The organism is Anaerotruncus colihominis (assembly GCF_010206195.1).
Taxonomy (GTDB): domain Bacteria; phylum Bacillota; class Clostridia; order Oscillospirales; family Ruminococcaceae; genus Anaerotruncus; species Anaerotruncus colihominis_A.
On the sequence record NZ_VIQT01000009.1, the window covers coordinates 503,329 to 529,941 of the forward strand.

Annotated in this window: 22 protein-coding genes; 7 read left to right on the top strand and 15 right to left on the bottom strand. The window is 52.9% G+C overall.

Features of this window, described 5'->3' with window-relative positions; translation table 11 throughout:
- Position 1: 1 nt before the first annotated feature.
- From FMM72_RS06600 to FMM72_RS06610, 3 genes are all read right to left on the bottom strand, one after another.
- Positions 2–850, bottom strand: coding sequence for a carbohydrate ABC transporter permease (locus FMM72_RS06600; RefSeq protein WP_162220930.1), 849 nt, complete (start codon positions 848–850; stop codon positions 2–4).
- A 27-nt stretch (positions 851–877) separates the two neighbouring features.
- Positions 878–1,660 (bottom strand): carbohydrate ABC transporter permease, encoded by a 783-nt coding sequence (locus FMM72_RS06605; protein ID WP_367116952.1) that lies wholly within the window; start codon positions 1,658–1,660, stop codon positions 878–880.
- A gap of 77 nt (positions 1,661–1,737) precedes the next feature.
- Positions 1,738–4,206, bottom strand: a complete 2,469-nt coding sequence (locus FMM72_RS06610) for an extracellular solute-binding protein (RefSeq protein ID WP_162220932.1) — start codon at positions 4,204–4,206, stop codon at positions 1,738–1,740.
- A 151-nt stretch (positions 4,207–4,357) separates the two neighbouring features.
- On the opposite strand from FMM72_RS06610, the gene FMM72_RS06615 reads away from it, so the two are divergent.
- Both FMM72_RS06615 and FMM72_RS06620 read left to right on the top strand, forming a co-directional pair.
- Entirely contained in the window at positions 4,358–5,038 is a 681-nt protein-coding gene (locus tag FMM72_RS06615) for a response regulator transcription factor (protein WP_162220933.1), read from the top strand.
- On the top strand, positions 5,031–6,329 hold the full coding sequence (locus FMM72_RS06620) for an ATP-binding protein (RefSeq protein WP_162220934.1): 1,299 nt from the start codon (positions 5,031–5,033) through the stop codon (positions 6,327–6,329). The genes FMM72_RS06615 and FMM72_RS06620 overlap by 8 nt, the downstream gene beginning before the upstream one ends.
- A 160-nt stretch (positions 6,330–6,489) precedes the next feature.
- On the opposite strand, the gene FMM72_RS06625 is transcribed toward FMM72_RS06620, so the two are convergent.
- On the bottom strand, positions 6,490–6,741 hold the full coding sequence (locus FMM72_RS06625) for a hypothetical protein (protein ID WP_160210493.1): 252 nt from the start codon (positions 6,739–6,741) through the stop codon (positions 6,490–6,492).
- A gap of 135 nt (positions 6,742–6,876) precedes the next feature.
- Positions 6,877–7,347: a hypothetical protein gene (locus FMM72_RS06630; RefSeq protein WP_160210491.1), complete on the bottom strand. Its 471-nt coding sequence runs from the start codon at positions 7,345–7,347 to the stop codon at positions 6,877–6,879.
- A 300-nt stretch (positions 7,348–7,647) separates the two neighbouring features.
- Between FMM72_RS06630 and FMM72_RS06635 the strand changes: the two genes are divergently transcribed.
- Positions 7,648–8,421 (top strand): HpcH/HpaI aldolase family protein, encoded by a 774-nt coding sequence (locus tag FMM72_RS06635; protein WP_160210489.1) that lies wholly within the window; start codon positions 7,648–7,650, stop codon positions 8,419–8,421.
- A gap of 219 nt (positions 8,422–8,640) precedes the next feature.
- Here FMM72_RS06635 and FMM72_RS06640 read toward each other — a convergent pair whose 3' ends face one another.
- The 4 genes from FMM72_RS06640 to dpsA form a co-directional block, all read right to left on the bottom strand.
- The gene (locus FMM72_RS06640) at positions 8,641–9,552 is read right to left on the bottom strand and encodes a TDT family transporter (protein WP_347561251.1); all 912 of its coding nucleotides are present in this window, start codon (positions 9,550–9,552) and stop codon (positions 8,641–8,643) included.
- Positions 9,553–9,583: 31 nt separating this feature from the next.
- Complete coding sequence (locus FMM72_RS06645) at positions 9,584–10,108, bottom strand: C-GCAxxG-C-C family protein (RefSeq protein ID WP_160210485.1); 525 nt, start codon at positions 10,106–10,108, stop codon at positions 9,584–9,586.
- A 249-nt stretch (positions 10,109–10,357) separates the two neighbouring features.
- Positions 10,358–10,927 (bottom strand): dipicolinate synthase subunit B, encoded by a 570-nt coding sequence (locus FMM72_RS06650; RefSeq protein WP_160210484.1) that lies wholly within the window; start codon positions 10,925–10,927, stop codon positions 10,358–10,360.
- Positions 10,924–11,811, bottom strand: coding sequence for a dipicolinate synthase subunit DpsA (gene dpsA, locus FMM72_RS06655; protein ID WP_160210483.1), 888 nt, complete (start codon positions 11,809–11,811; stop codon positions 10,924–10,926). The genes FMM72_RS06650 and dpsA overlap by 4 nt, the downstream gene beginning before the upstream one ends.
- A 288-nt stretch (positions 11,812–12,099) precedes the next feature.
- On the opposite strand from dpsA, the gene FMM72_RS06660 reads away from it, so the two are divergent.
- Positions 12,100–12,939, top strand: coding sequence for a bacteriohemerythrin (locus FMM72_RS06660; RefSeq protein WP_162220936.1), 840 nt, complete (start codon positions 12,100–12,102; stop codon positions 12,937–12,939).
- A gap of 324 nt (positions 12,940–13,263) precedes the next feature.
- Here FMM72_RS06660 and FMM72_RS06665 read toward each other — a convergent pair whose 3' ends face one another.
- The gene (locus tag FMM72_RS06665) at positions 13,264–15,687 is read right to left on the bottom strand and encodes a serine hydrolase (protein ID WP_162220937.1); all 2,424 of its coding nucleotides are present in this window, start codon (positions 15,685–15,687) and stop codon (positions 13,264–13,266) included.
- A 785-nt stretch (positions 15,688–16,472) separates the two neighbouring features.
- Entirely contained in the window at positions 16,473–16,799 is a 327-nt protein-coding gene (spoVG, locus tag FMM72_RS06670) for a septation regulator SpoVG (RefSeq protein WP_160210480.1), read from the bottom strand.
- Positions 16,800–16,957: 158 nt separating this feature from the next.
- On the opposite strand from spoVG, the gene murC reads away from it, so the two are divergent.
- The 3 genes from murC to FMM72_RS06685 all read left to right on the top strand — a co-directional run bounded on the left by murC (position 16,958) and on the right by FMM72_RS06685 (position 21,647).
- Positions 16,958–18,319, top strand: coding sequence for a UDP-N-acetylmuramate--L-alanine ligase (gene murC / locus FMM72_RS06675; RefSeq protein ID WP_162220938.1), 1,362 nt, complete (start codon positions 16,958–16,960; stop codon positions 18,317–18,319).
- A gap of 778 nt (positions 18,320–19,097) precedes the next feature.
- Positions 19,098–20,924, top strand: coding sequence for a glutamine--fructose-6-phosphate transaminase (isomerizing) (glmS, locus tag FMM72_RS06680; RefSeq protein ID WP_160210478.1), 1,827 nt, complete (start codon positions 19,098–19,100; stop codon positions 20,922–20,924).
- Positions 20,925–20,957: 33 nt separating this feature from the next.
- Entirely contained in the window at positions 20,958–21,647 is a 690-nt protein-coding gene (locus FMM72_RS06685; protein WP_160210477.1) for an aspartate/glutamate racemase family protein, read from the top strand.
- Between the two features lie 69 nt (positions 21,648–21,716).
- On the opposite strand, the gene FMM72_RS06690 is transcribed toward FMM72_RS06685, so the two are convergent.
- The 4 genes from FMM72_RS06690 to FMM72_RS06705 all read right to left on the bottom strand — a co-directional run bounded on the left by FMM72_RS06690 (position 21,717) and on the right by FMM72_RS06705 (position 25,801).
- Positions 21,717–22,505, bottom strand: a complete 789-nt coding sequence (locus FMM72_RS06690) for an FkbM family methyltransferase (protein WP_162220939.1) — start codon at positions 22,503–22,505, stop codon at positions 21,717–21,719.
- A complete protein-coding gene (locus FMM72_RS06695; RefSeq protein ID WP_162220940.1) occupies positions 22,402–22,797 on the bottom strand; it encodes a hypothetical protein in 396 nt (131 codons plus the stop codon). Before FMM72_RS06695 ends, FMM72_RS06690 begins: the two co-directional genes overlap by 104 nt.
- Before the next feature lie 62 nt (positions 22,798–22,859).
- Entirely contained in the window at positions 22,860–24,788 is a 1,929-nt protein-coding gene (locus FMM72_RS06700) for a leucine-rich repeat domain-containing protein (RefSeq protein WP_160210475.1), read from the bottom strand.
- A gap of 23 nt (positions 24,789–24,811) precedes the next feature.
- Positions 24,812–25,801: an asparaginase gene (locus FMM72_RS06705; RefSeq protein WP_162220941.1), complete on the bottom strand. Its 990-nt coding sequence runs from the start codon at positions 25,799–25,801 to the stop codon at positions 24,812–24,814.
- Positions 25,802–26,613 lie beyond the last annotated feature (812 nt).

Consider the following 26,613-nt stretch of genomic DNA (forward strand, 5'->3'; position numbering starts at 1 on the left):
TTCATTCCTTTACACCGGCTGCAATGATGCCTTGTTCCAAATAGGTCTGCCCATACAGGAACACCAAAATCGCCGGAATCAGCGCCGTCACCGACGCGGCAAGCGCCAGCCCTGCACGGCCGGCTACAATATCCGGCAGATAGAGCGAAAGCGGCCAGAGCGAACGGTCTTTCAGAAATGTCATCGGCTGTTCTATCATGCTCCAGCATTCGAGAAAGCCGAGGACCATCGCCGACATGACGCCGGCCGAACCAAGCGGCAGGCCAATGCGCCAAAAGATTTGCCACTCGCTCGCTCCATCCAGCCGTGCGGATTCGATTAATGAATGCGGAATCCCGCGAAAAAACCGGTACATGATGAATACCGGGAAGGTGGAAAACACGGCGGGCAGTATAATTCCCAAGTGCGTGTCCAGCAGAGAAAAACGATTGAGTACCAGATAGTTTGATACCATCGTGACCTGAAACGGCATAAGCATCAAAACAATATAGAGCGTAAACAGCGCGCCCTTTCCAGGAAAATCGTACCGTGCAAACCCCCATGCCGCCGGAACGCCGACAAGTACCTGACCAATCAGGACGCCGGCTGTCAAACGGGCGGAATTCCAGAACATTACAAAGAACTGCGGCGAATCAAGCAGCAATTCCACATAGGGACGCAGCGTCGGATACTGCGGAATCAGGCTCCAGGAAGCGAATCCCTTCATATCGCCGAGCACAGGACCAAGCTTTTGCAGCACCTCCTGCGTCCCTATAAACGACCCGCTCAGCAAAAATGCGAGCGGAAACCACACCACGATCGACAGTATGATCAAAAAGAGTAAAATCAGCCACTTTTTCAGCCTGCGCATGAAATCCTCCCAACCCAGAAATCTTTTCTATTCTGTTTCCCATGCACGGCGCAGGAGCAGGATTAAAAACAGGATGACCCCAGCCGTCATCACCGCCCCGGCCGCCAGCTTATCCATGGAAAGCTCCCGGAACCAGTTGTTAAAAAGATGTTGGAGCAGGTACATGCTGTCATGCGGATAATCACCCGCTACAAGGTATGCTTCCCGGAACACCTTGAAGGCGTTGAGAAATGAAAGCACCGTGATGGTGAACAGGGACGGCAGCAGGTTTGGCAGCGTGATACGCCAAAAAATGGTCCACGCGCCTGCGCCGTCCACGGCGGCCGCCTCATAGATGGACGGAGAGATCCCCGCCAGCCCGGCCAGCCACAGCACCACATTATAGCCGAGATTTTTCCAGATATAACTGCCGACCAACACATAGAACGCTGCGCCGCTGTCCATCCAGGCGACGGGTTGGCCGCCGAATCGGTCGATCAAACCGTTCAACAAACCGTTTTGATGAAACAAAGCCTGCCACAACAGCACGACCGATGCGATCGGTACCGCCATTGGGATCAAAAACGTTGTTTTAAACACGCCGGCACACCGCGGATTTCCGTACAGTGCAAGCGCAACTGTCAGCGACAGCACAAGCAGCAACGGCATACAGACCCCCATAAATCGCAGCGTATTGCCCGCCGCGAGCTGAAAAGCCCTGTTTTCCAGAACCGAAGCGTAGTTTTGCAGCCCCACAAACATCCCGTTCATCGCGCCGAAAAATGAGCGGCGCACCACATCAAGAAATGGGACAAGGACGAACACAAACACGCCCAGTACGCTCGGAAGGATAAAGCAAATCCCTGCGCGGGCGCCGCGCCCGCTTATCCCGCGTATACTCAAACGCATTATTCAGAAAGATAGAGATTCAGTTTCTGCGTAAAGGCGTTAACCGTCTCATCGAGCGATTTTCTGCCTGCGAAGTAATCCTTTGTTTCGTCTGTCAGCATTTGCTCAATGACCGCATTGGACGGCGACGGCGTGTCAAGTCCCTCCAGCATCGCGGCTGTCTCCTTCATAAACGCTTCGGATGGCCAGCGCACCCTCATCTCAAGCGACACCTCCACGTTCTCGTCGTCGGTATAGGAGAGTGAGAGATACATTCCATCGTCATATGGCTGATACGGATCTTTTTGTACCCCGGCAAACGCATCCGCATTGACCGGCATCCCATCTTCAAAATCATTTTGCTGGATCTGCTGTGATAAAAGCAAATCGATAAACAAGAGCGCTCGATCCTGTTGTCTGCTGGAAGCGTTCACGCCCAGCACCGTGCGCGGTATAAAGACGTTTTGCGCCTGTCCCGGCAGCGGGGTCAGACGCCCCTGCCCCTTGTGCTGGATATACGCGTCGGGATAAGCGATATCCGCCATGGACAGTACTTCCCCAAGAGACGCCGCCAGCTTGTTGTAAGCCCATTTGATGCCATCCCATTTAAAATCAATGGCATTAAAATCAATGGCAGCCGAGCCGTCATCCTCCTGAAACTGCGGATCGTGTTCCAAATCTGTCAGGCGCTTGATGTCTGACAAAAATGCACGGATCTGTTCTGTGCGTACCGTACCGTCCTCGTTATACCACGCGGGCGAACACACAGGATAGAACACCGGCAGCAGGGCATTCGCAGACAGCTCCGCCAAAACGCCGCCGATCCGGCTGGATTCCAGCGTTCCCTCCTGCGCGATCAGCCAGTCGACAAACTTGGTAAGGTTCTTTGGATTGACACCGTCGTCCGCCAAAAGCAACGGCGCGCCGAAGCGGGCAGGAACCGCCGGCAATGTTCCATCTGTCTGCCGGTAGCTTTCAGCCACATTTTTCAGCAGTCCACCGGATGTAATACGTTCGTTATAGGTGGGCGCGAGATCAAGCAGCACGCCTTTTTCAATGTAAGAAGCGACCGGCATACCGTCCAGAATTAAAATATCAGGTCCTTCGCCTGCCAGCAGCTCGGTAGACAGTGTGCGCATCGCATCAGAAGCGGTCATGGCGCTGTCACTTGTGAGCGCCGCCTCGTAGCTTATGCGTACATCAGGATTTTGGCGCTGATAAACGCCCATCGCCTGACGAACGGTGGCGTTTTCATAGAGCGAAAAGACGCGCAGTTCCGTTGAGGGAACGGTTGGCGTATCAGCGGAATAGGCATAGTGAAACAGCGGCCACTCCCCCACATCGCCATAAAGCATCGTCACCAGACTTCCGTCGTCGCAGACGACCAGATTATACATCAAATATGACGGCATGGTCAGCGAGCACAGTTCGCCGTCGACCAGCTTTTCTGTTACGGATCCGCCGATCACATGGCGATAAATGCCGGTTTTGTCGGCAAAATAGAGCGATTCTCCGTCCGGGTCCAGCGCCATAGCCCGGGTGACGCTGTTCTCCCCAATGTTCATGAAAACACCGCGTGTCTCCTTGTCGTTTACATCGGCCGAGGCGGCGATGGTCCCAGCCTTTTCCCCTGTATTCAAATCGTACAGATCAATTTCCGGTCCGCCCTCCGAAACAGCAAGCGTGTTCTTAAAGCTGATGTAGGAGAAGTTCTGTGAAAAGTGATCCTCGAGATAACGGTTTTTTACCGCACCTGTCTCAGAGTCGACCTGGGCGATGCTGAAATAACAGTTTATCAGCAGATCTCCATTTTCCGCCACTTGCAGGCCGATTGGGCCCGCACCGCTTTTATCGGTGGGCAATTCCCAGTCGATCACGCGAATGGTTCCGTCCGGCGCGATATAGAGGAAGGTGTCCGACGGAATCTGCTCCTGCGTTTCACCGGTATCCTCCCGGCCGGCTTGCGCGTCTGCGGACGGCGCGTCGTCGAAGGACGCCTGTGCCTGTCCTTCCCCAGCTGGTGCGGACGCCGTCTCATCGGAAGTCGCGCCGCCCATCATCGCGTCGAGCTGTTCCTGTGTAATCGTCGAATAATAAAGATATAGACCGCCCTGGTTATCCCAAGCTGCGAACTGCATGTTTGAAAGCTCTGTATTCAGCTCCTCCGGCCAGGCGATTTGCTTTTGTGTCCAACGCGCTCCATTGTCGGAGGAGGTATACAGATACCATGGGCCGAGCATCCGGCCGGCATCGAGATTGCAGACCATCTCCAGCGTACCGTCCGCCAGCCGGGTCATGCCTGAAATATAACCGGCGCCATCCGGCACCGCATATTCCTCCTCTATGTAGCGTCCCATGGCAACGCCGTCGCCGCTTCCGTCCGGCAGACTGCTGCCGCCCGGCTGCATACCGCCGGAGCATGCGCTGAGTATAAGCATGGCGGCCGCCAGCATACATGCGGCGGCCCGTTTCAAAAAACCGTTCATCATTCGGCCTCCTGTTTTTCTGAATACAAACACTTTATCACACAAATCTCTAAGTTTTCTGCAAATTTAAAGAAACATTTTAGGAAGCTATGTTATACTAATTTCAGGTCAAATGGCTTGACCTTGAGTATGACAGCAGCAAGGAGGAACCGCTATGCGGATTCTGATTATTGAGGATGACGAAAAGCTGTGCGAAGCGATGCGTTTCGCACTTGAAAGGGAAGGTTATACTGTCGATGTATGCCATGACGGCGACAATGGGTTTCGCTGGGCACGTGAACAGGCGCATGATCTGATCCTGCTGGACCGGATGCTACCGTCTGCGGACGGTGTGGAGCTACTAAAGCGTCTGCGCGCGCAGGGGCATACGGCGCCGGTTCTGCTTGTGACGGCGCTCGGCGGTATTGGCCAGCGCGTTGAAGGGCTCGACGCAGGTGCAGACGACTATCTTGTCAAGCCGTTCGCCGTGGAGGAGCTGCTCGCGCGCGTACGCGCCATGCAGCGCAGGCCTCGTCAATGGGAAAGCGCACGTGTGCTTCAGGTTGGGGACGCCGCCTTTGACGCCGCACAAAAAACCCTCACTGGACCAGGCGGCGGCTGCTCTCTCTCCAAGCGTGAGGCCGCGCTTATGGAAATCCTGCTTGCAAATCACGGGCAAACCTTGCCGCGCTCTATGTTGCTGACACGTGTCTGGGGACCTGATGCGGAAGTGGAGGACGGCAATCTTGACAATTACATCCACTTTCTCCGCCGCCGCTTAAAAGCGGCCGGAAGCACCGTCTCTATCCGGACTGTCCGCGGCGTCGGTTATCAGTTGGAGGATGGCTGTGTTTGAGCAGCTTCGCCGCCGTTTGACGCTTGTCTGTACAGCCGTGACCAGCATTATCCTGATCGGTATGGCGGCCGGATCGTTTGCCGTCTCATCAGTGCAGCTCCGCGCGCGTGATGATAAGCTCTTTTTGAGCGATCTCAACGCGGTATTCTACCACCTTGCCAGTCAAAATGTGATCAGCCATACCTGGTATACACAGACGGAATCAAACACTGGTATGTTATTGTATATCGAGGACGGCGGCAAGCCCCTTCTCTACAACAACGCGTGGGACGACGGACTGCACGCCTCCCTGTCAGCCCGCACCAAAGCAGAATCGATGCGCCTGTTTGGGTTCGACGCGTCAAAGCCACCCCAAATGCGTGTGCAGCCGCAAACAGTCATTTTTATGATGAATGATCCTGTTCTCGGCCAATGCCGCGCGGCGGTTTCATCTGTACCGATTCCGGGAGGCTGGCTGTCGCTGTCGGCAGTCAAACCGCGTACAGCTGAGCGAATTTCGCTCCTTCGCCTCGGCGCGACCTTTGCGGTATTGACTGTGGTGGCAATTTTGCTGCTGTGGTTGTTCGCACGGTATTTCACAGCGCGCGCCATCAGGCCGATTGCCGTCAACCGGCAGCGACAGGCTGATTTTGTATCCGCGGCCTCGCATGAGCTGCGCTCTCCGCTCGCTGTCATACAGGCGAGCGTCTCGGCGGTGCGTGAGGCGCCGCCTGAACGGGCCGCGCATTTTTTCGACAGTGTGACCAATGAATGCGCGCGCATGAGCCGCCTGGTAGACGATATGCTAACGCTTGCCAGTGCGGACAGCGGCTCCTGGTCCATTATCCGCGAGGAAACAGATTTGGAAACCCTGCTGCTCAACGCCGCTGAATGGCACGAACCAGCCGCGGCACAAAAACAAATCCGCATCCATGTTTCCCTTCCCGACGATCCCCTTCCAAAATGCTGTTGTGACCGCCAGCGCATCGGGCAGGCGCTGGCGATCCTGCTTGATAATGCCGTCTCATATACGCCCCCCGGCGGTGAAATCAGGCTTTTTGCAGCCAGGCGGCGCGGCGGTATTGAACTGATCGTCTCCGACAACGGTCCCGGGATACCGGATGCGCTGCGGGAGCGTGTGTTTGAACGCTTCTACCGCGCGGACGTGTCGCGCAGTAAAAAGGAGCATTATGGACTTGGCCTTTCAATTGCGCGGGAAATCGCCTCTCTGCATCGCGGCAAGCTGACGCTGCGCGACACGCCCGGAGGCGGCGCGACATTTATCCTGTATCTGCCATGCGGCATCCAGTGACCGCCGGTCAGACTCCATTAACAAGCAGCGGGCCGCCCACTTCACATGGGCGGCCCGTCGGTTCATTTTCATTTTTTTAACAGCCCCTGGCTTCGCTTCAATAATGCAACTGGAAGTTTGCGGCAAATCGGCCCTGCGCCATAGACGGATCACGCCCCCCTCAAAGGCGTTGCGCCTGCGCCACAGCTTCCAGATGCGCGCGCAATTGCTCGGGCGTAATGTCCGTCCCATTAAAATCAACCGTCATATGCGCCCCATACTTTTTATTGACCTCGTTAACAACCTGTTGGTATTCCGGTCCGCGGCTGCCGCAGCCTGAGAGCAACAGGCCGCCCGCGCCCACGAGTGCCAGACATGCGAGTAAAAGGAACAGCCATGATATCAGGGTTCTGCCGCTGATCTGGTGTTTCATAATCCTGCCTCCCACTTAGGATCTGTTTTTAAGAAACATATGTTATGATAATAGATAACGATCCGGAACCGCGGATTTACACAAGAATTCAAAAATAAATTTCACAAAATATCATGCAGAATATTGCGCATGATATCAGCCAGAGACAGCAGCGCATGTCCGCATACCACATAATTTGCCAAACGAGCCTTCCAGCCGGGCTGCGACAGCCCATTCCGGCACACGCTGGATATGCGCCAATTCCCGCAGGGAACATCCATACACACAGATGAATACAACTGCTATACGCTCCTGAAAATCAAGATCAGATAAGTTTTTCAAAATCTCCATCGCACGCGCACTTTGCAAAGGTACAATTTCGTCTGAACCATATGGCTGCTGTGCGTACCGCATGCAAAGCGCAAAGAGATGGCGCGCCGCCTTGAGGCGAAAAACACGCTCATCAGCGACATGAAGCTCCAGAAACGCTGCGGTAAAAGCCTGGCCGGCCGCCTCCTCGGCCGCAGCGCGATTTCCAAGCAGATAAACCGCCGTATGGTACAGCCGCGGCATATAAAGCTGATGGAGCTGTTCGAACATATTGTCCACCGATGTTCGCCGCTGCATTTCAAATCCTCCTTTGTCGCATCAAATTGCTGTTATTACTAATAACCAAAATTCCCCCCGCTTGGGGACAGCATCCTGAAAAAAATAATTTTATTTTCCAACTGTATGACTCGATCTAATACAATGGTACAATATGTCGTTCCTCTTGTCAATAGGAAACCTGTGTGCCGTAAGTTATAACGAAACATATCCACATTTTTTAGTCAAAGGGTAGAATTTATCTATTTATATTGCCTTTCTTTGTCTATTGTATTACGCTATACCTGTACTACTATCATACATATGAACGGAGTGTAATGCGTGAACAGAGCCAAACAACTGATGGATAAATTTTCAAGTCCAGAACTTGCTGTCGGCGGCCATGTTTTTTTTACCGACGCTTCCATTTCCGAGGAAATGGCCTGTTGGGGATACGATTTCATCTGGATCGACGCCGAGCATGGCCCTTTTGACAAAGAAAAAATCCTGCAAAGCATTGTCGCCGCCAACAACGCTGGCGCGGCTGCGATCGTCCGGGTGACTGTCAACGATCCCGCCTTCATCAAGCCGGTTCTGGAAATGGGTCCGGACGGTATTATTTCCCCCATGGTCTGCACGCGTGAGGAAGCGCAGCGGTTTGCAGACGCGTGTCTTTATCCTCCAAAGGGCGCACGCGGATTCGGCCCTCGCCGCGCCAACCGCTACGGTGCGATACCAGGCGACAGCTATCTTGAAAACGCCTCCAAACGCTTTTTACGCATCGCCCAGATTGAACATATCAAGGCTGTTAAAAATCTTGAGGAAATCTTTCAGGTCGACGGGATTGACGCATATGTTGTCGGTCCAAACGACCTGTCCGGCTCCATTGGACGCCTGGGCGACACGCAACATCCTGAGGTTGTCGCTCTTTTTGACGAAATCGCACAAAAATGCAAAGCTGCCGGCAAAATTTTCGGCACCTCCATTGGACCAAACGACCGCCAATATATCCGGGATTGGATTGCGCGCGGCATCCATTTCATATCCTGCGGAGACGACATCTCCTTTATTGCCAACGGTACGCGTGATACCATCGCCTTTATTAAAGGCTGCTGATGGTTTACTGCTTATTCATTACAAAAACTATAAAGGAGGGCGAGAGGCAACAGCCTCTCGCCCTCCTTTTTCCCAATGCATGCTGATCTATTACTTAATATAAATCACTGCCACCGCTTTATGATCGATTGCCTGCCTGGGGCTGTTTAAAAAAACAAGATTTCCAAATATTTCTATTTTCAGGCAAACCCCAAACATCTTTGCTGCTGCGTATCCATTCTATTTCTGGCTTGCGAATAGGAAAATCATAAACCTGAAATAGGTATATATCACCAATAGGACCGCAATGACCGTCTCAATGAGCACCACATACTGCAAAAACGGCGCGGGACACCCCATATTCGCCATACAGGCCATGGTTTGTTTTGCAGCGATGGCGCTGATTACAAATGGAAAAGTGAACGCGGCATAGCTCGGATAAAACGGCAGCTTCAAATATCCAATCGCTTTTACCAATGCAAAGATATAAAGAGCTGTCGCAACCACAAATAAGCCCACCAGGAAGCTGTAAGATTTCGGCGACACAGATTGGATATAGCCGGCAAGGCAAAGGCTGGTGGGCGCTGCATAAATGCACAACAATGGCTTTGCAGGATCAGGGACTTTTGGAAATTTTATATATCTGTAAGTCACCAGGAGCAATAACAGGAGCAATGTAACAAATCCAAACCAGAATGCCGCACTGCCGATGGCCTGTTTTTCATAGACAGGCGCGGTGATCGCTGCAACTGCAATTCCCACATATACAATATAATAGCTTGCAAATACCTTCTCAATTTGTAATTTTATCAGAAACTTTATTGTGAAATATACAATCAATACAATATGAAGAACGATTGCAAGGAGCCAAATATAATATGCAGCCTGTCCGATCATCGGTTTCACATATGTACTTAAAATCATCAACGCCATGGAAAATGTCCCTGCGACGCTTGCCATGATCGGGTTATTCATATCTTCTTTGACTGCGTTTGGAAACATAATTAGCTTTAATATCACCAAAATAAGGAGAAACGCTGCAAAGACACCGCACAATTGACGAATTGTCTCCGAATAGCTTTGAAGCAAATTACCCAATGCGGCTGTTCCAAGCATCACTCCACAAATTGGGACTGGTACTTTCTTGATCATATTTTTCATCCCTTACAGGCGTGTTTTTTCGTTAAATTTCAGCTATACTGCGTCGCTGCGCAGGTGCATCAATCTCATCAATATTTTTAATACCAAGCTCACGGCAGACGATCTGCGCCACCTTCCATGCGCATAATCCCGTAAAGAATATACACTGCTCTTTATGTTCGCCCTGCCCCATGTTGAATTCCTTGGTCAAAACCCTACAACAAATAGCGTTTTTACCATTTTCCGCCTTAAACCAATCATGCAGCTCATGTGTCAGCTCCATACATTTGACGCTCTTTGGGTCTGCCGGACCGTTCTGTTCTGTGCGCCCAAAGAACATTCCCAGTGCCAAAACGCCGCCGTTAAACGCACCGCAGACACATCCTGATTTTCCCGCTCCCACCGCCATTCCAGAAGCCATCGCAATCACTTCCTCTGGAACATCCAGCTTAAATTCATCGCGCATAGCACTCATAAGCGCTTCACAACAATAATACCCGCCTTTAAAGCGTTTTTCTGCCTCTCTTTGTACAGCCCTTGGACTAATCTGCGTTACTCCGATATTCATCTGTTAACCTCCTCATTTTTGCAGCTTTCTATTTCACACAAAATAGAACCGCCCATCTGATGTTTTAATTTTATCATGCGTAATTTTTGAATTCAAATTATGATTTTCTATGCTAAATGTCTATAATATTTATTTTATCTATTGATCATCCTGTCAACGGATATATAAAACAGAACGGCACAGCCTGGCAGGCTGTGCCGTATAATAAAAAGGAACGGGAGCAAACAGAAATGGCGCCGCTTGGTACATTCAACTATATACCGGCTGAAGCTGCCGGCCCTTGAAGGCTTCCGACAGCGTTTCGTTGATCCGTTCAAAATGCGCCACCACGGATGCCGGTTTCCCATTTGGATCATCCTGCGCCATCGGGACAAAATAAACGTTGCGCGCATTCATAAGCTGGCCGATATTGCGCGCCGAAGCGCCAAGCGCATCGTTTGTCGAGACAGCCAGAATCAGTGGATTTCCGTTTCGCAGATTGGATTTCGCAGCCATTACGGGCGCCGTATCAGTGATACCGCCCGCCAGCTTGCCGAGTGTATTGCCTGTGCATGGCGCGATCACCAGCGCGTCAAGCAGATTCTTAGGGCCAACCGGTTCCACCTGTTCAATGGTATGCCAGACAGGTCTGCCGCAAATTTCCTCAATCTGTGCGCGCCAATCGGCCGCTTTCCCAAATCTATTGTCCGATATGTAAGCAATCGGAGACAGAATCGGGAACAAATCGTATGTAGAGGATAATTCCTCCAGGATGGGTATCACGCGCGCCCAAGTACAAAAGGACCCTGTCAATGCAAAACCAATCCGTTTTTTAGTCATACGGTTTCCTCCAATTCAGACAGGCAATTTTCAATCGTATGCAAAATAATTTCCCCCGCCGTGATCGGCGCCGTTTTTCCAGGAAGTGACAGCGCCCAAATCGTTTTAACGCCCAGCCTCCCGGCGGCCGCCAAATCCACGCCGCCTGGACGCGACGCCAAATCAATTACAAGCGCGTCACGCTTGAGGGTTGAAAGCACCGCCTCGGTCAATATACGCGCCGGAACGGTATTGATCACCACATCGGCTGCTCTGACGCTCGCTTCCAGCGCGTCCGTCCGCACTGCCCGACATCCTTCAGCTTCAATCTCCGCCAGGCTTCCATAGCTGCGCGCCGCAACCGTGACAGACGCTCCCATTCCGCGCAAAATGCGAACCAGCGCCCGGGCGATGCGTCCATGTCCGACGATCAGGCACCTGGAACCAAATAATGCGATAGGCAGCTCCTCCATTGCGATGGCGACAGCGCCCTCCGCTGTGATCACAGCGTTCTTGACAGCCAGTTCCTCCCGCTCAAGATAATCAATCATCTTAACGCCAAGCTGTTTGGCCAGAGCGTGCATCTCCGGACTGATCTTTCCGGCCAACACAGCCGCTCCTGGTCTCAAGGCCGACAAACAATCAGCCACACGCACACGCCGCGCGGAAAACGGCGCGCTGACAAATTCATCATCGGCGGTCAGCGGCAATGGAAATACAACAGCATCGCACAATGGAAGGATTTCGCTGGGTGTTTTTTCACAAATCAAGGTACGGTGCAGCGCCTCGTTTGTTTCCAATAGCAATGCGTAAACCGTTTTTCCCTGCGCCGCCAATTGATTTGCAACATGCGCCTGCCGTAAATCACCGCCAATGACGGCAAAGCTTTGATAGGAATGCATCATACAGCCCCCCAACAGGTCATTCGAATCATCAAATTGATATCCTATCCTATGAACAGCCGCGCCGTTGCGTGATTTATACCTGTTAAAGCACAGCCTTTGACGGTGGATATTAGGGGATGTTTGAAAAATCAAAATTTCCGAATTTTTTGCAAACAAGCCCTAAATACACAAGATTTGTCGATTTTATTTGACATCCGCTGAAAATAGTGTATGATGAGGATAACGAATCTTATAAAGGACTATATGCATCAGCATGGAATATGGCTTTCTATTTTGGGGGATGTCATCATGTGGAAAGAAAGTTACAGGATTGGTATTGATTTGATTGACCGGCAGCATGAGGAGCTGTTTCGAGTGACGGATACGCTTGTCCGGACAGTCGAAGCAAACGCAGACAAGCAGACATTCCGGCAGACTATCGCCTTTTTAAAGGACTATATGGTCCAGCATTTTCACGACGAGGAAGCCTATCAGGCGTCCATCCATTACAGCGGCATGGAGGAGCATAAAAAGGCGCACAGAAAATTCACCAGTATCATCCTCGATTATGAGCGCCGGTTGGCTGAATCCGATTTTGATACCCGTATTGTCAAGGATTTGGCCGGCATGCTGACTGCCTGGTTGATCTATCATGTCGCGGATGCCGACCAGCGTATTGCCAAAGGCGATAACAGAGCCGGACACACGCTGGCGCAATCATTGTTAAATATCTTTTCCGACAGCGCGCTCGATGTTATGGAAAAAATGGCTGGTTTTGGTGCAAACGACATTGAGGCGCAGCTTGTTGCTGACAAGCGTATTCAGGGCGACATTTTTGTTGAGATCGGCCTGATCGGTGACCTGAAGGGCCGTATCATCTTTGGATTCTCCAAAGAGCTGGCCTTTCAGCTGATCAAAATTATGACCTTTGTCAAACCGGCCGAGATCGACGAGCTTGTCTGTTCCGCGCTCGCGGAGCTTTCCAATATCACATGCGGGAACGCCGCGACAGCGCTTACAGAGCATGGAAAGGTCTGTGATATCAAAACGCCTGTTGTAACGGTTGAACCGCCGTGTGGATCGATCGATGGCATGATGCTCCAAACCAATGTGGGTGAACTGGAGATTGTTGTACAAATGGACGCTTAATCGTTAGGGCTTGTTTGAAAATAGAGTAATTGCCGGATTGTTCGCAAACAGCCGGAGAATACAAGGCAAAAAACTCAGGAATCCTTTCGGATTCCGAGGCTTTTTAACGCGGCGTTCGCCGCTGTTTGCAGAAAAAGACGGGAATTTTGATTTTTCAATCAGCCCCTAATCTGTCAATAAAAATGAAAGAACCGCCGGCCATGCCGGCGGTTCTTTTCGTATGAAATACCACAAAAAGTAATGGCGCCCATTGTCTGATCCTTTGGAACAACCGGCATTGCCGTACTGAAGGGCGGAAATAGAATCGGTGGTTTTTATGTGAAATTATAGCTGTGTGCGGCCATCCGCCGGCTGCTCCAACGCGTCCGAACGACGCGCCGCCCCCGGGCGCGGACGCGATTGGAGGGATGATGCTGAACGTTGTCTCAGAGGCGTTTGCGCATTCTCTGTATACATCGTCCTTCTGCGCGAGCGGCGCATCGCCTCGTCGTCGGCGCGCGGCACTGTCTCCATCCGCGAGCGGCGCGGCGGCGTTTCTTCCCCTTGGGCTGGCGGCGTCTCCCGCATGGGCGCTTCGCGGCCGGCAGGCTCCTGCGCGGATTCATCCTCCTGCTGTACAAGCGTGCGCCTGCGTGAGCGGCGCATTGCCTCGTCGACTGCACGCGACGCTGTCTCCATCCGCGAGCGGCGCGGCGGCGTTTCCTCCCCTTGGGCTGGCGGCGTCTCCCGCATGGGCGCTTCGCGGCCGGCAGGCTCCTGCGCGGATTCATCCTCCTGCTGTATAAGCGTGCGCCTGCGTGAGCGGCGCATTGCCTCGTCGACCGCACGCGACGCTGTCTCCATCCGCGAGCGGCGCGGCGGCGTTTCTTCCCCTTGGGCCGGCGGCGTCTCCCGCATAGGCGCTTTCTGATCGTCAGGCTCCTGCGCGGCGGCGTTTCCCGGCTCCTGCTGCATATTCTGTTGTGCGGCAAAATCACCGCGCGTCTGGGCCGGTTCCCATCTCATTTCCGGCTGCATCTGCAAAGAAGTTTTATGCATATCCGCAGACAGCTCCTCTGGCTGCGCGCGCAGACGCGCCAGCGTCGCATCGATTGTTTGTACAGCAGCTTCGATGCTCTGATCCGATGGCGGCGACGACAGCTCCTGCATCCTGACCGAGCCTCTGCGCCTTGTAGGCGGCGCGGCTGCCCGGCCGCCTGTCAACAGCCCTGGAGGAGGCGAAGCCCGGCGCGAAGCTTCCGGAGCCAACAAGCCCGGAGGCGGCCGCCAACGGGAGGGCGCGGTACGTGTGGACGGCGACACGGCTGGCGTCGGCACAGACCACAGATTGGATAGCTGCGGCGAGGCTGGCTCCTGCCTGACAGGTGGAGGTGGCTCCGGCGCCCGTATAACCGGAGGACGCTGCGTGGCCTTTTTTTCTGCGGCGCGCCGTTCACGCTCCTCGACCTGACGCAGGCGTTTATGCCGGCGCGCTTTATAACGCCAACGGATCCATGTGCGTATGAGCAGCCATAGCACCACCAGCGCGGCAAAAACAATGCCGGCCTTCAACACAACAGGCGGCAGCGAGAACCACCCGCCTTTGGCCACATCATCCGACGGTATAACAGCCGACTGTATCAATTCAAATGTCAGCGGAAACGCTCCGGCCGCACGATAGGCAGTGCGCACCGTTTCCGGAAAATAAAGCTGCACTTCGCCCGGCTGGTCCGCGGCCAACATATCTGGAATGGAAAGCTTTACTGACAGGTCATCGATTGTCACTCCCGGCGGCAGCAGAACGGGCATGTCCTCTGTGCGTGTCAGACGCGCCTGCTGCTGTGTACCATCCGCGCCGGTCAGAAGCACGGTTTTCGGCTCCACACGGTCCTTGGATACAACCGCACGGGTAAAATTATCAAATCCATAGTCCAAAATAGCTGTCGAATCGATATATTGCGCGTCAACAACACCATCGGAATGCATAACGATACAGATCAGCGTAACCCCATTACGCTCCGCGAGCGTCACAAGCGTGTGCCCCGCTTCCTCTGTCCATCCGGTTTTTCCTGCAAATGCGCCCGGATATGTGTCGTTGAGTGTAAACATATAGTTGCGGTTATTCAGCCGCCGTGCCTCCGACTGCTTATTTGTTGGCGGAATCTCATAGGCGGCGGCACCCGCCAACGAACGGAACTGCGGATGCTGCATAGCCGCGCGCGTGATCAAAGCCATATCATAGGCGCTTGTATAATGGGATGGATCAGGCAGGCCGTGTGCATTTGTAAAATGCGTGTCCTTCGCGCCAAGTTCCTTGGCGCGGTCATTCATCAGCATGGCGAACGCCTGTGTGCTGCCGGAAATATGTGCCGCCAGCATGTTCGCAGCATCATTCGCGGATTCGACCATCATGGCATATTCCAGCTGCTCCACCGTCAACTGTTCGCCGCCAGTCAACGCAATATGCGTGGTATTACGCGGTACGGCGGCCACAACCTCGTCTGTGACAGTTACAACGTCTCCCGGCTTGGCACGCTCCATCGCCAAAAGGCAGGTCATAACCTTTGTAATGCTTGCCGGATACATCTTTTTGTTCATATTTTTTTCAAGCAGGATTTGTCCCGTATCAGCATCAACCAAAATAGCCGATTCCGCATAAAGCTCCGGCGGATTGGACAACTTTTGCGCGTCGTCCGCAAATACCCCTGCTGGAAACAGCAGCGACAACGTCAGCGCCGCCAGCAGCGTCATCAACAGCCTTCTATACATGATTACCTCGTCGTTTACAATCAATTGTTCATTGAAATTTTCTGTACTTACAAGTACACATGATAGATTCTCCCTATCCGCACAGCAGCATGGAAAATCGCCCTGGCCATAGAAAGGCAGATTAAACACAGGGCGGCAGCGGGCCGCGCCCGCATATCGCCCTGGCCATGAAGGATAAAATAAACGCCCTGCGGTTATTTTATCATGTCCGCAAAGCGGCATGATAAAATTGGCCGTCTGGGCGGCAGCGGGCTGCGCCCGCGTATCGCCCTGGCCATAAAAAATAAAATAAACGCCCTGCGGTTATTTTATCATGTCCGCAAAGCGGCATGATAAAATTGGCCGTCTGGGCGGCAGCGGGCTGCGCCCGTGTATCGCCCTGGCCATGAAGGATAAAATAAACGCCCTGCGGTTATTTTATCATGTCCGCAAAGCGGCATGATAAAATTGGCCGTCTGGGCGGCAGCGGGCTGCGCCCGTGTATCGCCCTGGCCATGAAGGATAAAATAAACGCCCTGCGGTTATTTTATCATGTCCGCAAAGCGGCATGATAAAATTGGCCGTCTGGGCGGCAGCGGGCCGCGCCCGCGTATCGCCCTGGCCATAAAAAATAAAATAAACGCCCTGCGTTTATTTTATCACAATCAGGCAATCAATTTATAGGACTGTTTTTAAAATTCACAGATGATTTACAATTTTCACGACCAACACATGCCGCCGACATAAAAGCATAACAAAAACGCCCCTCCTTCTCAGAGGGGCGCCTGACAAATGCGTCTGTTTTTTTACTCTGCCCGTAGCTCACCATCCTGAGAATTGCCGCGCGCCTCCTCAAGCTGACGGGCGGCCGCCTGTGCTGCCATATGCTCAGCATAAGCCGACAAAATCGCGTCCTCCAGCTGACGGCGCGACCCAGTCGTAATCGGATGGGCGATATCGCGGAACACGCCGTTTTCATCGCGCCTGCTCGGCATTGCGACAAACAGGCGTTCCGGACCTTCTATTACCTTGATATCGTGAACGGCTAGTTCGCCGTCAATGGTCAATGAAACGAGCGCGCGCAGGCGTGTGTCTTGATAGGTGCGGCGTATTTTAATATCTGTAATCTGCATGGTGTGAATCCTCCCGTTGTATTGTCGGTTCCGGCTACAGATAGTTTCGGCGATTTTATAAAACTTATGCACCAATGCGCGCCGCCCTTGAATTTTTCACGAAATCAGCCTATACTACATAAAAATGGTTATCTGAATCTGATGGAGTTGAAATTACAATGTTAGATGGGAAAATCCTTCAAAACGCACGGCAAATCCATTTCATAGGCATCGGCGGTTCCGGTATGTTTCCGCTTGTACAGATCATGCAGCAGCAGGGATACAAAATCACAGGCTCCGACAACAATGAATCCGACACACTTGCGCTTGAGCGTGATATGGGTATCAATATCATGCTGGGGCAGCGTGCCGAAAACATAGCGGGCGCGGATTTGATCGTCTATACGGCCGCCATTATGGACGATAATCCCGAGCTACAGGCGGCGTTTGACTCCGGCGTGCCGACTGTCGAACGCGCGGAGCTGCTCGGTTTTCTCACCGGGCTTTACGAGGACTGCATCTGTGTTTGCGGCACGCACGGTAAAACAACGACAACCTCCATGCTCACACAGATACTGCTCGGCGCGGGACTTGACCCAACTGCCGTCATTGGGGGGAAGCTGCCCGCCATTGGAGGAAACGGCCGTGCCGGCGAAAGCAGCCTGATGGTCTGCGAAGCTTGTGAATTCAAAGATCATTTTCTTCAGCTCCATCCCGATATTTCCGTCATTTTAAATGTAGACGCAGATCACCTGGAATATTTTGGGACAATCGATAACATCATTAAATCCTTCCGCAAATTTGCCGGGATGACATCCAGAACCATTCTTGTCAATGGCAGTGATCCCAACTCCATGCGTGCGGTTGAAGGGATCAACGGTAAAGAGATCATTACCTTTGGATGGGACGAACAGTGCGATTATTATCCCGCTAATATCAAACGCAAAGGTGCGCGGGCCGAATTTGACCTTTGCTGCGGCGGCCGTGCGCTCACGCATCTGACGCTGCATGTCCCCGGACTGCACAATATCCTCAATGCGACAGCCGCCTGTGCCGCAGCCATCAAGTCCGGCGTCCCCGTCACTGCGCTCGGGGAACATCTGGCACAGTTTCGCGGCGCGGGGCGTCGCTTCGAAATTCTTGGCGACGTGCGCGGCGTTACAATCGCGGACGATTACGCGCATCACCCCGCTGAAATCGCCGTCACGCTGCGCGCCGCGCGCGAGATGGATTTTCGCCGGGTATGGGCCGTATTTCAACCGTTCACCTATTCGCGCACAAAGCTTCTGATGGATGATTTCGCAGAGGCGCTTTCTCTTGCCGACCGTGTCGTCATGTCTGAAATTATGGGGTCGCGTGAAAAAAATACCGACGGCGTTTATACAAGCCAGCTTGCTGAAAAAATTCCCGGCTCCGTCTGGTTTGCTGGGTTTGAGGAAATTGCTGATTACGTAATGGAGCACGCTGAAAGCGGCGATCTTGTCATTACGCTCGGGTGCGGCGACGTTTACAAGTGTGCCAAGCTGATGCTGAAAAAATAACCATTCACCATACAGAAAGCCGCGCGCAGGAACATCCCGCGCGCGGCCCTTTCTATTGCTGTGGCGCGTCCGAAGACGCCGCAGCCTCCTCACAGGACGCATATCAGCAGCAGGCTGGCAGCGAGTTGTTTTTTCACCTATTCGCCCTCCTTTACCTTTAACTTGGTACGCGCCTTTTTCCTCATTTTAGCAGGTTTTAACGCATAAATCCATTAAAAGCCGTGACGCGATCCCAATCGCGCGCATAGGATGGATTGCGTTTATGGGCGCTATTTGGTATAATTATACCGGATTATGCCCAACGATTCGCCGCTTGTGCGGCAACCGCCTTTTGACGGGCAATGATACCAGGCTTTGACCGGGGCGATACGCAGGCGCGGCCTGCTGCCCCCCGATGGTCAATGATATCATGCTGCTTCGCGGCCATGGTATTATAAAATACAATTCTGTTTGGAAAGGAGGGCAGGCTTAAAAATCAGAATGGAGGTGTGGCAATCAAATCATTTGTCAAAAGCGCCAGAACCGCCTAAGAGCGGTTGACGAGGCGGGAGGAAGATCGAAGGTTCGGCGGATGCCTCCCCGTCCCTGCTTCCGGACGCAGCCTGTCCGAAAACTTCCGGGCAACCGGATCGACAGACGGACCGGCGGGAAGCAAATCTTCTTAAAAACGATCCGCGTCCGGCCGCCGCGCGCGGCGCGGCCGGACCTTGATACATTGCGGGGCTGACCACGCACGCCCCGAGATCAAATTTACCGCGCGGGAAAGACAGGTAACAACATGTGCGGAATTGTAGGTTATACCGGCGGCAAAAGCGCCGTCCAGATTCTGCTGGATACGCTTTCAAATCTTGAGTACCGCGGCTATGATTCGGCCGGTATCTCTGTATTCGGCGATAGCGGCATTGAGACAGTCAAAACAAAAGGACGGCTGCAAAATCTGGCTGATTTGCTGGAACATGAGTATGCCAAGCTGTCCGGTCACTGTGGTATCGGCCATACACGCTGGGCTACGCACGGCGAACCGTCTGATCTCAATGCCCATCCCCATGCAACTGAAAAGCTTTCGCTTGTCCACAACGGCATCATCGAAAATTACCAGCAGCTCAAGGCGTCGCTCACAGCGCAGGGCTACACCTTTGTCTCACGCACTGACACCGAGGTCGCCGCAAAGCTGATTGATTCGCTCTACCACGGGGATCCGGTTGCCGCCATTATCAAGGCGCAGGAGCTGCTGGAGGGCTCTTATGCATTCGGCATCCTGTTTGCCGATCATCCAGGAGAAATTTTTGCCACGCGCCAGGGCAGCCCGCTGATTGCAGCGGCTGGCAATGGCGAGGCGTTCATCGCCTCGGATGTTCCGGCGATCTTAAAGTATACACGCGACTATGCTCTGATCGGAGAACGCCAGATTGTACGCGTCACAGCGGACGGCCTTTCCCTGTTCGAACCGGACGGCACTCCCGCTGAAATAAAGACGCTGACCGCCTCCTGGACGGTTGAACAGGCGCAAAAGGGCGGCTATGATCATTTTATGCTCAAGGAGATTTACGAGCAGCCGCGCGCGCTGGCAGACACGGTTCATCCGCGTATTTCCGACGGCCTGCCGTCGTTTGATTTGCAGGACGATATACCGGATGGCTTTTGGAAACAGTTTGATTCCATCTCCATCGTTGCCTGCGGCACAGCGATGCACGCCGGCATGATTGGTAAATCATTGATTGAGCGGCTCGCGCGGATTCCTGTCGAATGCGATATCGCCTCAGAATTCCGTTACCGCGACCCGATATTGACAAAACGCTCGCTTGTGCTGCTGATTTCACAGTCCGGAGAAACGGCCGATACACTCGCTGCATTGCGTTTGGCCCGCAAAAGCGGGGCGACAACGCTCGCGATTGTCAACGTCACTGGTTCTTCGATCGCGCGCGAAGCCGACTATGTAATCCATACATACGCCGGACCGGAAATCGCCGTCGCCTCCACAAAGGCATACTCCGTACAGCTTGCGATTATGTATCTGATCGCCATTCGCTTTGCGCTCGCGCGCAGCGCGTGTACAGGGGAACAGGCGCGCGCGCTCACGGCCGGGCTGCTCGACGCCATTGGACACACAGAACAGGTGCTTGGACTCGATGTGGAGATCAAAGAGTATATCCGCCGTTATGAATCGCTTCGCGATCTCTTTTTCCTTGGACGCGGTCTTGATTATGCGCTCGCGATGGAAGGCTCGCTCAAGCTCAAGGAAATCAGTTACATTCATTGTGAAGCATACGCGGCCGGCGAACTCAAGCACGGAACGATTTCGCTGATCACCGAAGGCGTGCCTGTTATCGCGCTTGCGACTCAGGAAAACCTGCTGCCCAAGATGGCCAGCAACATCAAGGAGGTGCGCAGCCGCGGCGCGGATGTGCTGTTTATCTGCAAGCGTGGTATGGCGGCAGACCGTGAAATTTATGAAAAGCGCCTTGAGCTGCCCGCGATCGACGATCTGTTCATGCCGATTGTCGGCGTGATCGTTTTGCAGCTTCTCGCCTATCATACGGCTGTTCTGCGCGGCTGTGATGTTGATAAGCCGCGCAACCTTGCCAAATCGGTGACTGTAGAGTAATTTGCAGACGATTGAAAAGAAAGGATCTTTTTTATGAAAACCATCGGCCTGATCGGCGGAATGAGCTGGGAAAGCACGGTGACATACTATCAGATCATCAACGAAACCGTCAGGCAGGCGCTCGGCGGCCTGCATTCTGCAAAGTGCCTGCTTTACAGTGTCGATTTCCATGAAATCGAAGCCTGCCAATCAAGCGGCGCATGGGAACAAAGCGGCGAACTGCTCGCCGACGCAGCGCGGGCGCTTGCCCGCGCTGGCGCCGACTGCATCGTGATCTGTACAAACACGATGCACAAGGTCGCCGGTCAGGTGCAGGATGCCGTCACAATCCCGTTGATTCATATCGCGGATGCAACGGCCGGCGCCCTGACTGACGCCAAAATCTATACGGCTGCGCTGCTTGGAACAAAATACACAATGACACAGGATTTTTACAAGGCGCGCCTGATTTCACACGGGATTCATGTTCTGACTCCGGAAGGACATGATATTGATACTGTCAACCGTATTATCTACGATGAATTATGTCTCGGCGTCATCTCCGGCGAATCGAAACGCGAATATCTGCGGATCATCGATTCGCTTGCGGCGCGCGGCGCACAGGGGGCTATTCTGGGCTGTACGGAAATTGGCCTGCTTGTCGGGCAGGCCGACACAAGCCTTGCGCTATTTGATACAGCCCGCATTCATGCACAGCGCGCTGCGTATTTCGCGCTCAGTTAAAACCAAAAAATCCGTCCGCAAACAGTATTGTTTGCGGACGGGTTTTTAATTATCTTTTAACATCCTTTATTATAAAACGGCATATAATACCGTCTCATAGGTCAGGGACCCATAATGGCGCAGGTAAAGCTTATATTCCGGCACAAGGCTTTTGATAAATTCCGCTATCTCAACAAAATCCTCCGGCTTATGATAAACACAAATGGCCAGCAGGGGCTTGTTATCAGCAATGGTACGGCGCGCTCCATGAAGCGCCTTCAATTCAGCTCCCTCGACATCCATCTTGATAAACGAGACGCGTTCCTGTTTTATGATTTGGTCCAATGCCACCATCCGCGTTGGAACGCCATTTTGGCTGTCAAGATGGGAATCTATCTGACCACATTCACTGAAATACAGCACTTCCTCCTTGTCCCACAGTCCGGCGGGGATCAATTCGATATTCTTTATGCTGTTTTCCTCGGCGATTTTTTGACAATTGATCATATTCAGCCGGTCAGGCTCAAACGCAATAATCTTATCATACAAGCCACCGGTGATTTCAATAAAGCGCAGATCCGTCCCACAGTCAAAGCACCCCGCATCGACAAAGGCGCCTCCTCCTGGGATCGGAAACTCAAAATACTGCTGTGGCACACCTGCGAGATGATCCTCCAGGAAATCCAAAATATGATCCGCCGGAAATCCATCGCGCAGCAGCGCAGCTCGAATTTCCTGTTCATAAAGCGGCGTCGTAATCAGCACATAGTCGTCTTTATGCTCTCCCATCAGTTTCTGATGGGAGAGCACCGGCTTTTTGTGGAAAGCCGGCTTTTTGCTTTTCTTCGCTTCGATCGCAAAATCCATAAATCTCCACATGTTCGGGATCTTCGGAAAATCGTTGCAGATATTCAAGTCCTCTGGTTCCCGCTCCGTAAAAAATGATCTTACGACCTGCCTCAACGATTTGTCTGCATCGCTTTGAAAAGCCCTTGGCGTGCGCAAGGGTCTGTTGATCGTAATTTCCGGACGTTCCCGCCAGATGTACTACATCGTCAAACGAACGGGTGATATCATAGGTAAGCCGCGCCTTGAAAACCTCCTTGGACAAATCGTCCTGCAAAAGGCGATACGCCTTTTGCAGACGTGCAAACGCATGGGCCATTGACATCAGTAAACAACCTTTCTTTTATGAAAATCCTGCCTCGCAGGCGGCTTTCGCATAACGGAACGCTATGCAACAGGGTTCTCCTGTGTAAACGCAACCTCCAGATGCTCAAGACCTTCAAGTGGCGAAAGGTCTGTGATGTAATTGTCACTCACATCAAGATAGGTCAGACTGGCCATCCCTTCAACAAATGAAAGGTCGGTTAATTCGTTGCCGCCCGCGCTTAAATAGGTCAGATTGGAGAGCTGTCCGACAAACGGCATCATATCCTGTACGGTCAGATCATCATAATCGATGGAGGTAAAAAATCCATCGCTCCAGACATCGACGTTTGCAACCAATTTCACCTCATCCATCGCAAGGCTGTGCAGATTGGTCAAATTTGCGATACCGCGGAAATCCCCGCCGATCGTGCATCCCGACAGATCCAGCAGCACCAAATTAGGCAGCGCATAGATATTTTCCGTTCCTCTCCACAGCTCCACACGGTTCAGCGTGAGTGCACGCAGATTTGTCATGGAGGGTAAAAATGTCAAACCGGAGTTCCCGATTGCATAGCCCGTGCCGCTCAAGCTCCAAACATTCGGAAGGGCGCCCAAAACGGAATAATCACCCTGGCAGTAGTAAAGCCCTATCTCCTCAAGCGAGACTGCGCCTGTAAGCGCTGACAAATCGTCAGCATTCAAAAGATTGAGTACGCGCAGATTCGGCAAATCCGACAGGCTGGGAATTGACTTCAGTTCGTCCGCGTCAAGCGTCAGTTCCTCAAGCATTGTGCAGCCGGACAATTCCGGAAGCTCGAGCAGCGCGTTGTTATCGCACGATGTAAACGACTTTAGCCCGGTCATACCGGACAAAAACTGCATCCGTTTGATCTCACTGTCCTCAATGGAAAGATGTTCAAGCTGCGGCATATTGTGCAGCGCCGAAAAATCCAGCTCCTCCTGATCTTCGATTGATAACGCGCGCAGGCTGTCCATTCCCGTGAGAAAATCAAGATTATAGAGGTATTCGTTGTAATTTAACTCCAATTCCTCCAAACCATCCAGGGCGGAAAGCGCGCTGAAATCGGAGATATCCGTGCTGTACAGGCCGAGCTTGCGCAGATGAAGCTGTTCGACGCCGTCAAGCGATTCGATGCTTCCATCCAGTGTCAGCTCGCTCAGATTGGGCATTCTGCTGAATACGGAAAAATCAGCAAATTCATAAGCCTGCCCCAGCGTCAACCGCTCCAGGTTAGGCAGCTGCATCACTTCAGACGGCTCGTAGGAAGCGCCGTCAATCATCAGATCCTTTAGCCCCTGGAACATCTGAAGTTCTCCAACGGATATCCAATCCGTTATGTCCTTCTCAAGCTGGAACCAACTGTATGTAGACGCATATACCTCCCCAGGATTGAAGCTGTGCGCATCCTGTGCAGGTTCAACCAGACTCAGGCCGATCAATATGCGTTCATTGCGGATTGTCCAATCGTCCGTAAAGGGATTGAGCAGCTCATTTGTTACACGCAGCCCGCGAATCCGGCCAAGCTCATCAAAGGATATTTCGTCTGCCGGCTTGTTAAAAAACATCGAGACAGCTTGTGACAGGACCGGATCGGTCAGCCCGCCATTTTTCTCGTATTCGGCGCGTAATTGCTCTAACCTGCCCTGCGCCGTCTGCTCGTGTTTTGGCGTTTGCGTCCACGGCGCTTCGATTTCAGACGCGCCCGAACCGGAAGCGCCAAGCATTTCCTGAAAGCCGATGCGTATGATGAGCATCAACCCAAGCAGGACCACAACAACGATGAATACAATCAGGCCGACCGCCACGCCGCTGCGCGGCGGCGGGACAGGACGCGCGTCTGAATTGCCGCCGGGGCGGGGCTGTGGACTGGATTCAGAGTGTGTCCGTGATGAGGATGCCCCACTGTACAGCACACAGCCGCAGCGCGTGCAAAATTCGTCACGGTCCGTATCATTACGTTTTCCACAATTTGGACATTTTATTTTCATCTCGATACCCCTTCCCCAAAACTTTATAAGGTAATCTCTCCGGCATAATCGGTTTCAAAGATGCGGCGGACATCCTCCAGACAATCCGTTTGGCCGAGCGCCCACATCAGCTTTGTAACAGCAGATTCTGTTGTCATATCACGGCTTTCAATCACGCCTGTACCGAGAATTCTGCGCCCGGCTTCATAGATAGAAAAATCGCTCCCGTCATAGAGGCACTGGCTGCACGTTACGACCGCCACGCCGTTTTCAACAAGACGGCGCACCTGTGCGGAAAGATCGCGCCGGATATAATGCATCCCACCCGCTCCGAACGCCTCAATCACAACGCCGCGATATTTCAGCTCAAGCAGGCTGTCAAAAATTCGGGGATTCGTTCCAGGAATCAGCTTGAGCAAAAATACATCGTTGCACAGCGCGTCGCGCAGGCAAACCGGGGCGGATGGCCGGACACGCCGGTTATACAGCCGCACACCGTTTGAAAGTATCTCTCCACAGTCGGGGCTGTTGACGCTTTCAAACGCGTCAAAACCCATTGTACGCACCTTGACAGCCCGGCATCCACCGATAATTTTATGATTGAAAGCAATATGCACACCGCACACACCGCTGTCAATCGCGGCGAGCGCCGTCTCCAGATTGGACCGGGCGTCCGACAACGGCATCCCAATCGGAATTTGTGAGCCTGTCAAAATAACGCCTTTATTCAGATTTTGCAGCATAAACGACAGCATTGACGCTGTATATGCCATCGTATCCGTCCCATGCGTAATAACGACGCCATCGTATTCAGGCAGCGCATCGTATACGCTGCGCGCAATTTGCTGCCATTCCTCCGCCTGAATATTCGAGCTGTCCAAGCTCATAAGCGCACGATAGGTCAAATTGTAATATACGCTCAATTCATCAAGTGTATGCAACAGCTCCGACGGCGCAGGCTGCGGTTCCAGCCCATCTTGCCCTGCGCGCGAGGCGATGGTTCCGCCTGTGGCGAGCAGCAGAATTTTTTTCATTTGCGGTTCACTCCATTCGCGGCGACCATCCATAACGCGCGGATTCGATCCAGCCATGACATGATCGGCCCAGCCATAAGGCCGTATAATAACCGCTTTGCGGTTATTATACCATGTCCGCGAAGCGGCATGGTATAATTGCCCATCAAAAGGCGGTTGCCGCGTAAGCGGCGAGCCGTTGGGCATGGCCCGGTATAATAACCGCTTTGCGGTTATTATTCCATGTCCGCGAAGCGGCATGGTATAATTGCCCATCAAAAGGCGGTTGCCGCGTAAGCGGCGAGCCGTTGGGCATGGCCCGGTATAATAACCGCTTTGCGGTTATTATTCCATGTCCGCGAAGCGGCATGGTATAATTGCCCATCAAAAGGCGGTTGCCGCGTAAGCGGCGAGCCGTTGGGCATGGCCCGGTATAATAACCGCTTTGCGGTTATTATTCCATGTCCGCGAAGCGGCATGGTATAATTGCCCATCAAAAGGCGGTTGCCGCGTAAGCGGCGAGCCGTTGGGCATGGCCCGGTATAATAACCGCTTTGCGGTTATTATTCCATGTCCGCGAAGCGGCATGGTATAATTGCCCATCAAAAGGCGGTTGCCGCGTAAGCGGCGAGCCGTTGGGCATGGCCCGGTATAATAACCGCTCTGCGGTTATTATACCACAACGGCAATCTCTTTCAAACTTGTCTACCGCTTTGCGGCAGTTAAACCGGCAAAGCCGGTTTAGGCTGTGGCGCAACATGTGCAGTCCGCTGCCTTGCAGCGGTTGCCACCGTCCGGCGGCAACCAGCGTTACTGTTTGCCCTGCGCATATT

Bases quoted from the DNA above. Each gene is read 5' to 3' on its own strand.
- FMM72_RS06600 (WP_162220930.1), bottom strand. From the start codon at position 850: ATGCGCAGGCTGAAAAAGTGGCTGATTTTACTCTTTTTGATCATACTG.
- FMM72_RS06610 (WP_162220932.1), bottom strand. From the start codon at position 4,206: ATGATGAACGGTTTTTTGAAACGGGCCGCCGCATGTATGCTGGCGGCC.
- FMM72_RS06615 (WP_162220933.1), top strand. From the start codon at position 4,358: ATGCGGATTCTGATTATTGAGGATGACGAAAAGCTGTGCGAAGCGATG.
- FMM72_RS06625 (WP_160210493.1), bottom strand. From the start codon at position 6,741: ATGAAACACCAGATCAGCGGCAGAACCCTGATATCATGGCTGTTCCTT.
- FMM72_RS06630 (WP_160210491.1), bottom strand. From the start codon at position 7,347: ATGCAGCGGCGAACATCGGTGGACAATATGTTCGAACAGCTCCATCAG.
- FMM72_RS06640 (WP_347561251.1), bottom strand. From the start codon at position 9,552: ATGATCAAGAAAGTACCAGTCCCAATTTGTGGAGTGATGCTTGGAACA.
- FMM72_RS06645 (WP_160210485.1), bottom strand. From the start codon at position 10,108: ATGAATATCGGAGTAACGCAGATTAGTCCAAGGGCTGTACAAAGAGAG.
- FMM72_RS06650 (WP_160210484.1), bottom strand. From the start codon at position 10,927: ATGACTAAAAAACGGATTGGTTTTGCATTGACAGGGTCCTTTTGTACT.
- dpsA (WP_160210483.1), bottom strand. From the start codon at position 11,811: ATGATGCATTCCTATCAAAGCTTTGCCGTCATTGGCGGTGATTTACGG.
- FMM72_RS06660 (WP_162220936.1), top strand. From the start codon at position 12,100: ATGTGGAAAGAAAGTTACAGGATTGGTATTGATTTGATTGACCGGCAG.
- FMM72_RS06665 (WP_162220937.1), bottom strand. From the start codon at position 15,687: ATGTATAGAAGGCTGTTGATGACGCTGCTGGCGGCGCTGACGTTGTCG.
- spoVG (WP_160210480.1), bottom strand. From the start codon at position 16,799: ATGCAGATTACAGATATTAAAATACGCCGCACCTATCAAGACACACGC.
- murC (WP_162220938.1), top strand. From the start codon at position 16,958: ATGTTAGATGGGAAAATCCTTCAAAACGCACGGCAAATCCATTTCATA.
- glmS (WP_160210478.1), top strand. From the start codon at position 19,098: ATGTGCGGAATTGTAGGTTATACCGGCGGCAAAAGCGCCGTCCAGATT.
- FMM72_RS06685 (WP_160210477.1), top strand. From the start codon at position 20,958: ATGAAAACCATCGGCCTGATCGGCGGAATGAGCTGGGAAAGCACGGTG.
- FMM72_RS06690 (WP_162220939.1), bottom strand. From the start codon at position 22,505: ATGTGGAGATTTATGGATTTTGCGATCGAAGCGAAGAAAAGCAAAAAG.
- FMM72_RS06695 (WP_162220940.1), bottom strand. From the start codon at position 22,797: ATGTCAATGGCCCATGCGTTTGCACGTCTGCAAAAGGCGTATCGCCTT.
- FMM72_RS06700 (WP_160210475.1), bottom strand. From the start codon at position 24,788: ATGAAAATAAAATGTCCAAATTGTGGAAAACGTAATGATACGGACCGT.
- FMM72_RS06705 (WP_162220941.1), bottom strand. From the start codon at position 25,801: ATGAAAAAAATTCTGCTGCTCGCCACAGGCGGAACCATCGCCTCGCGC.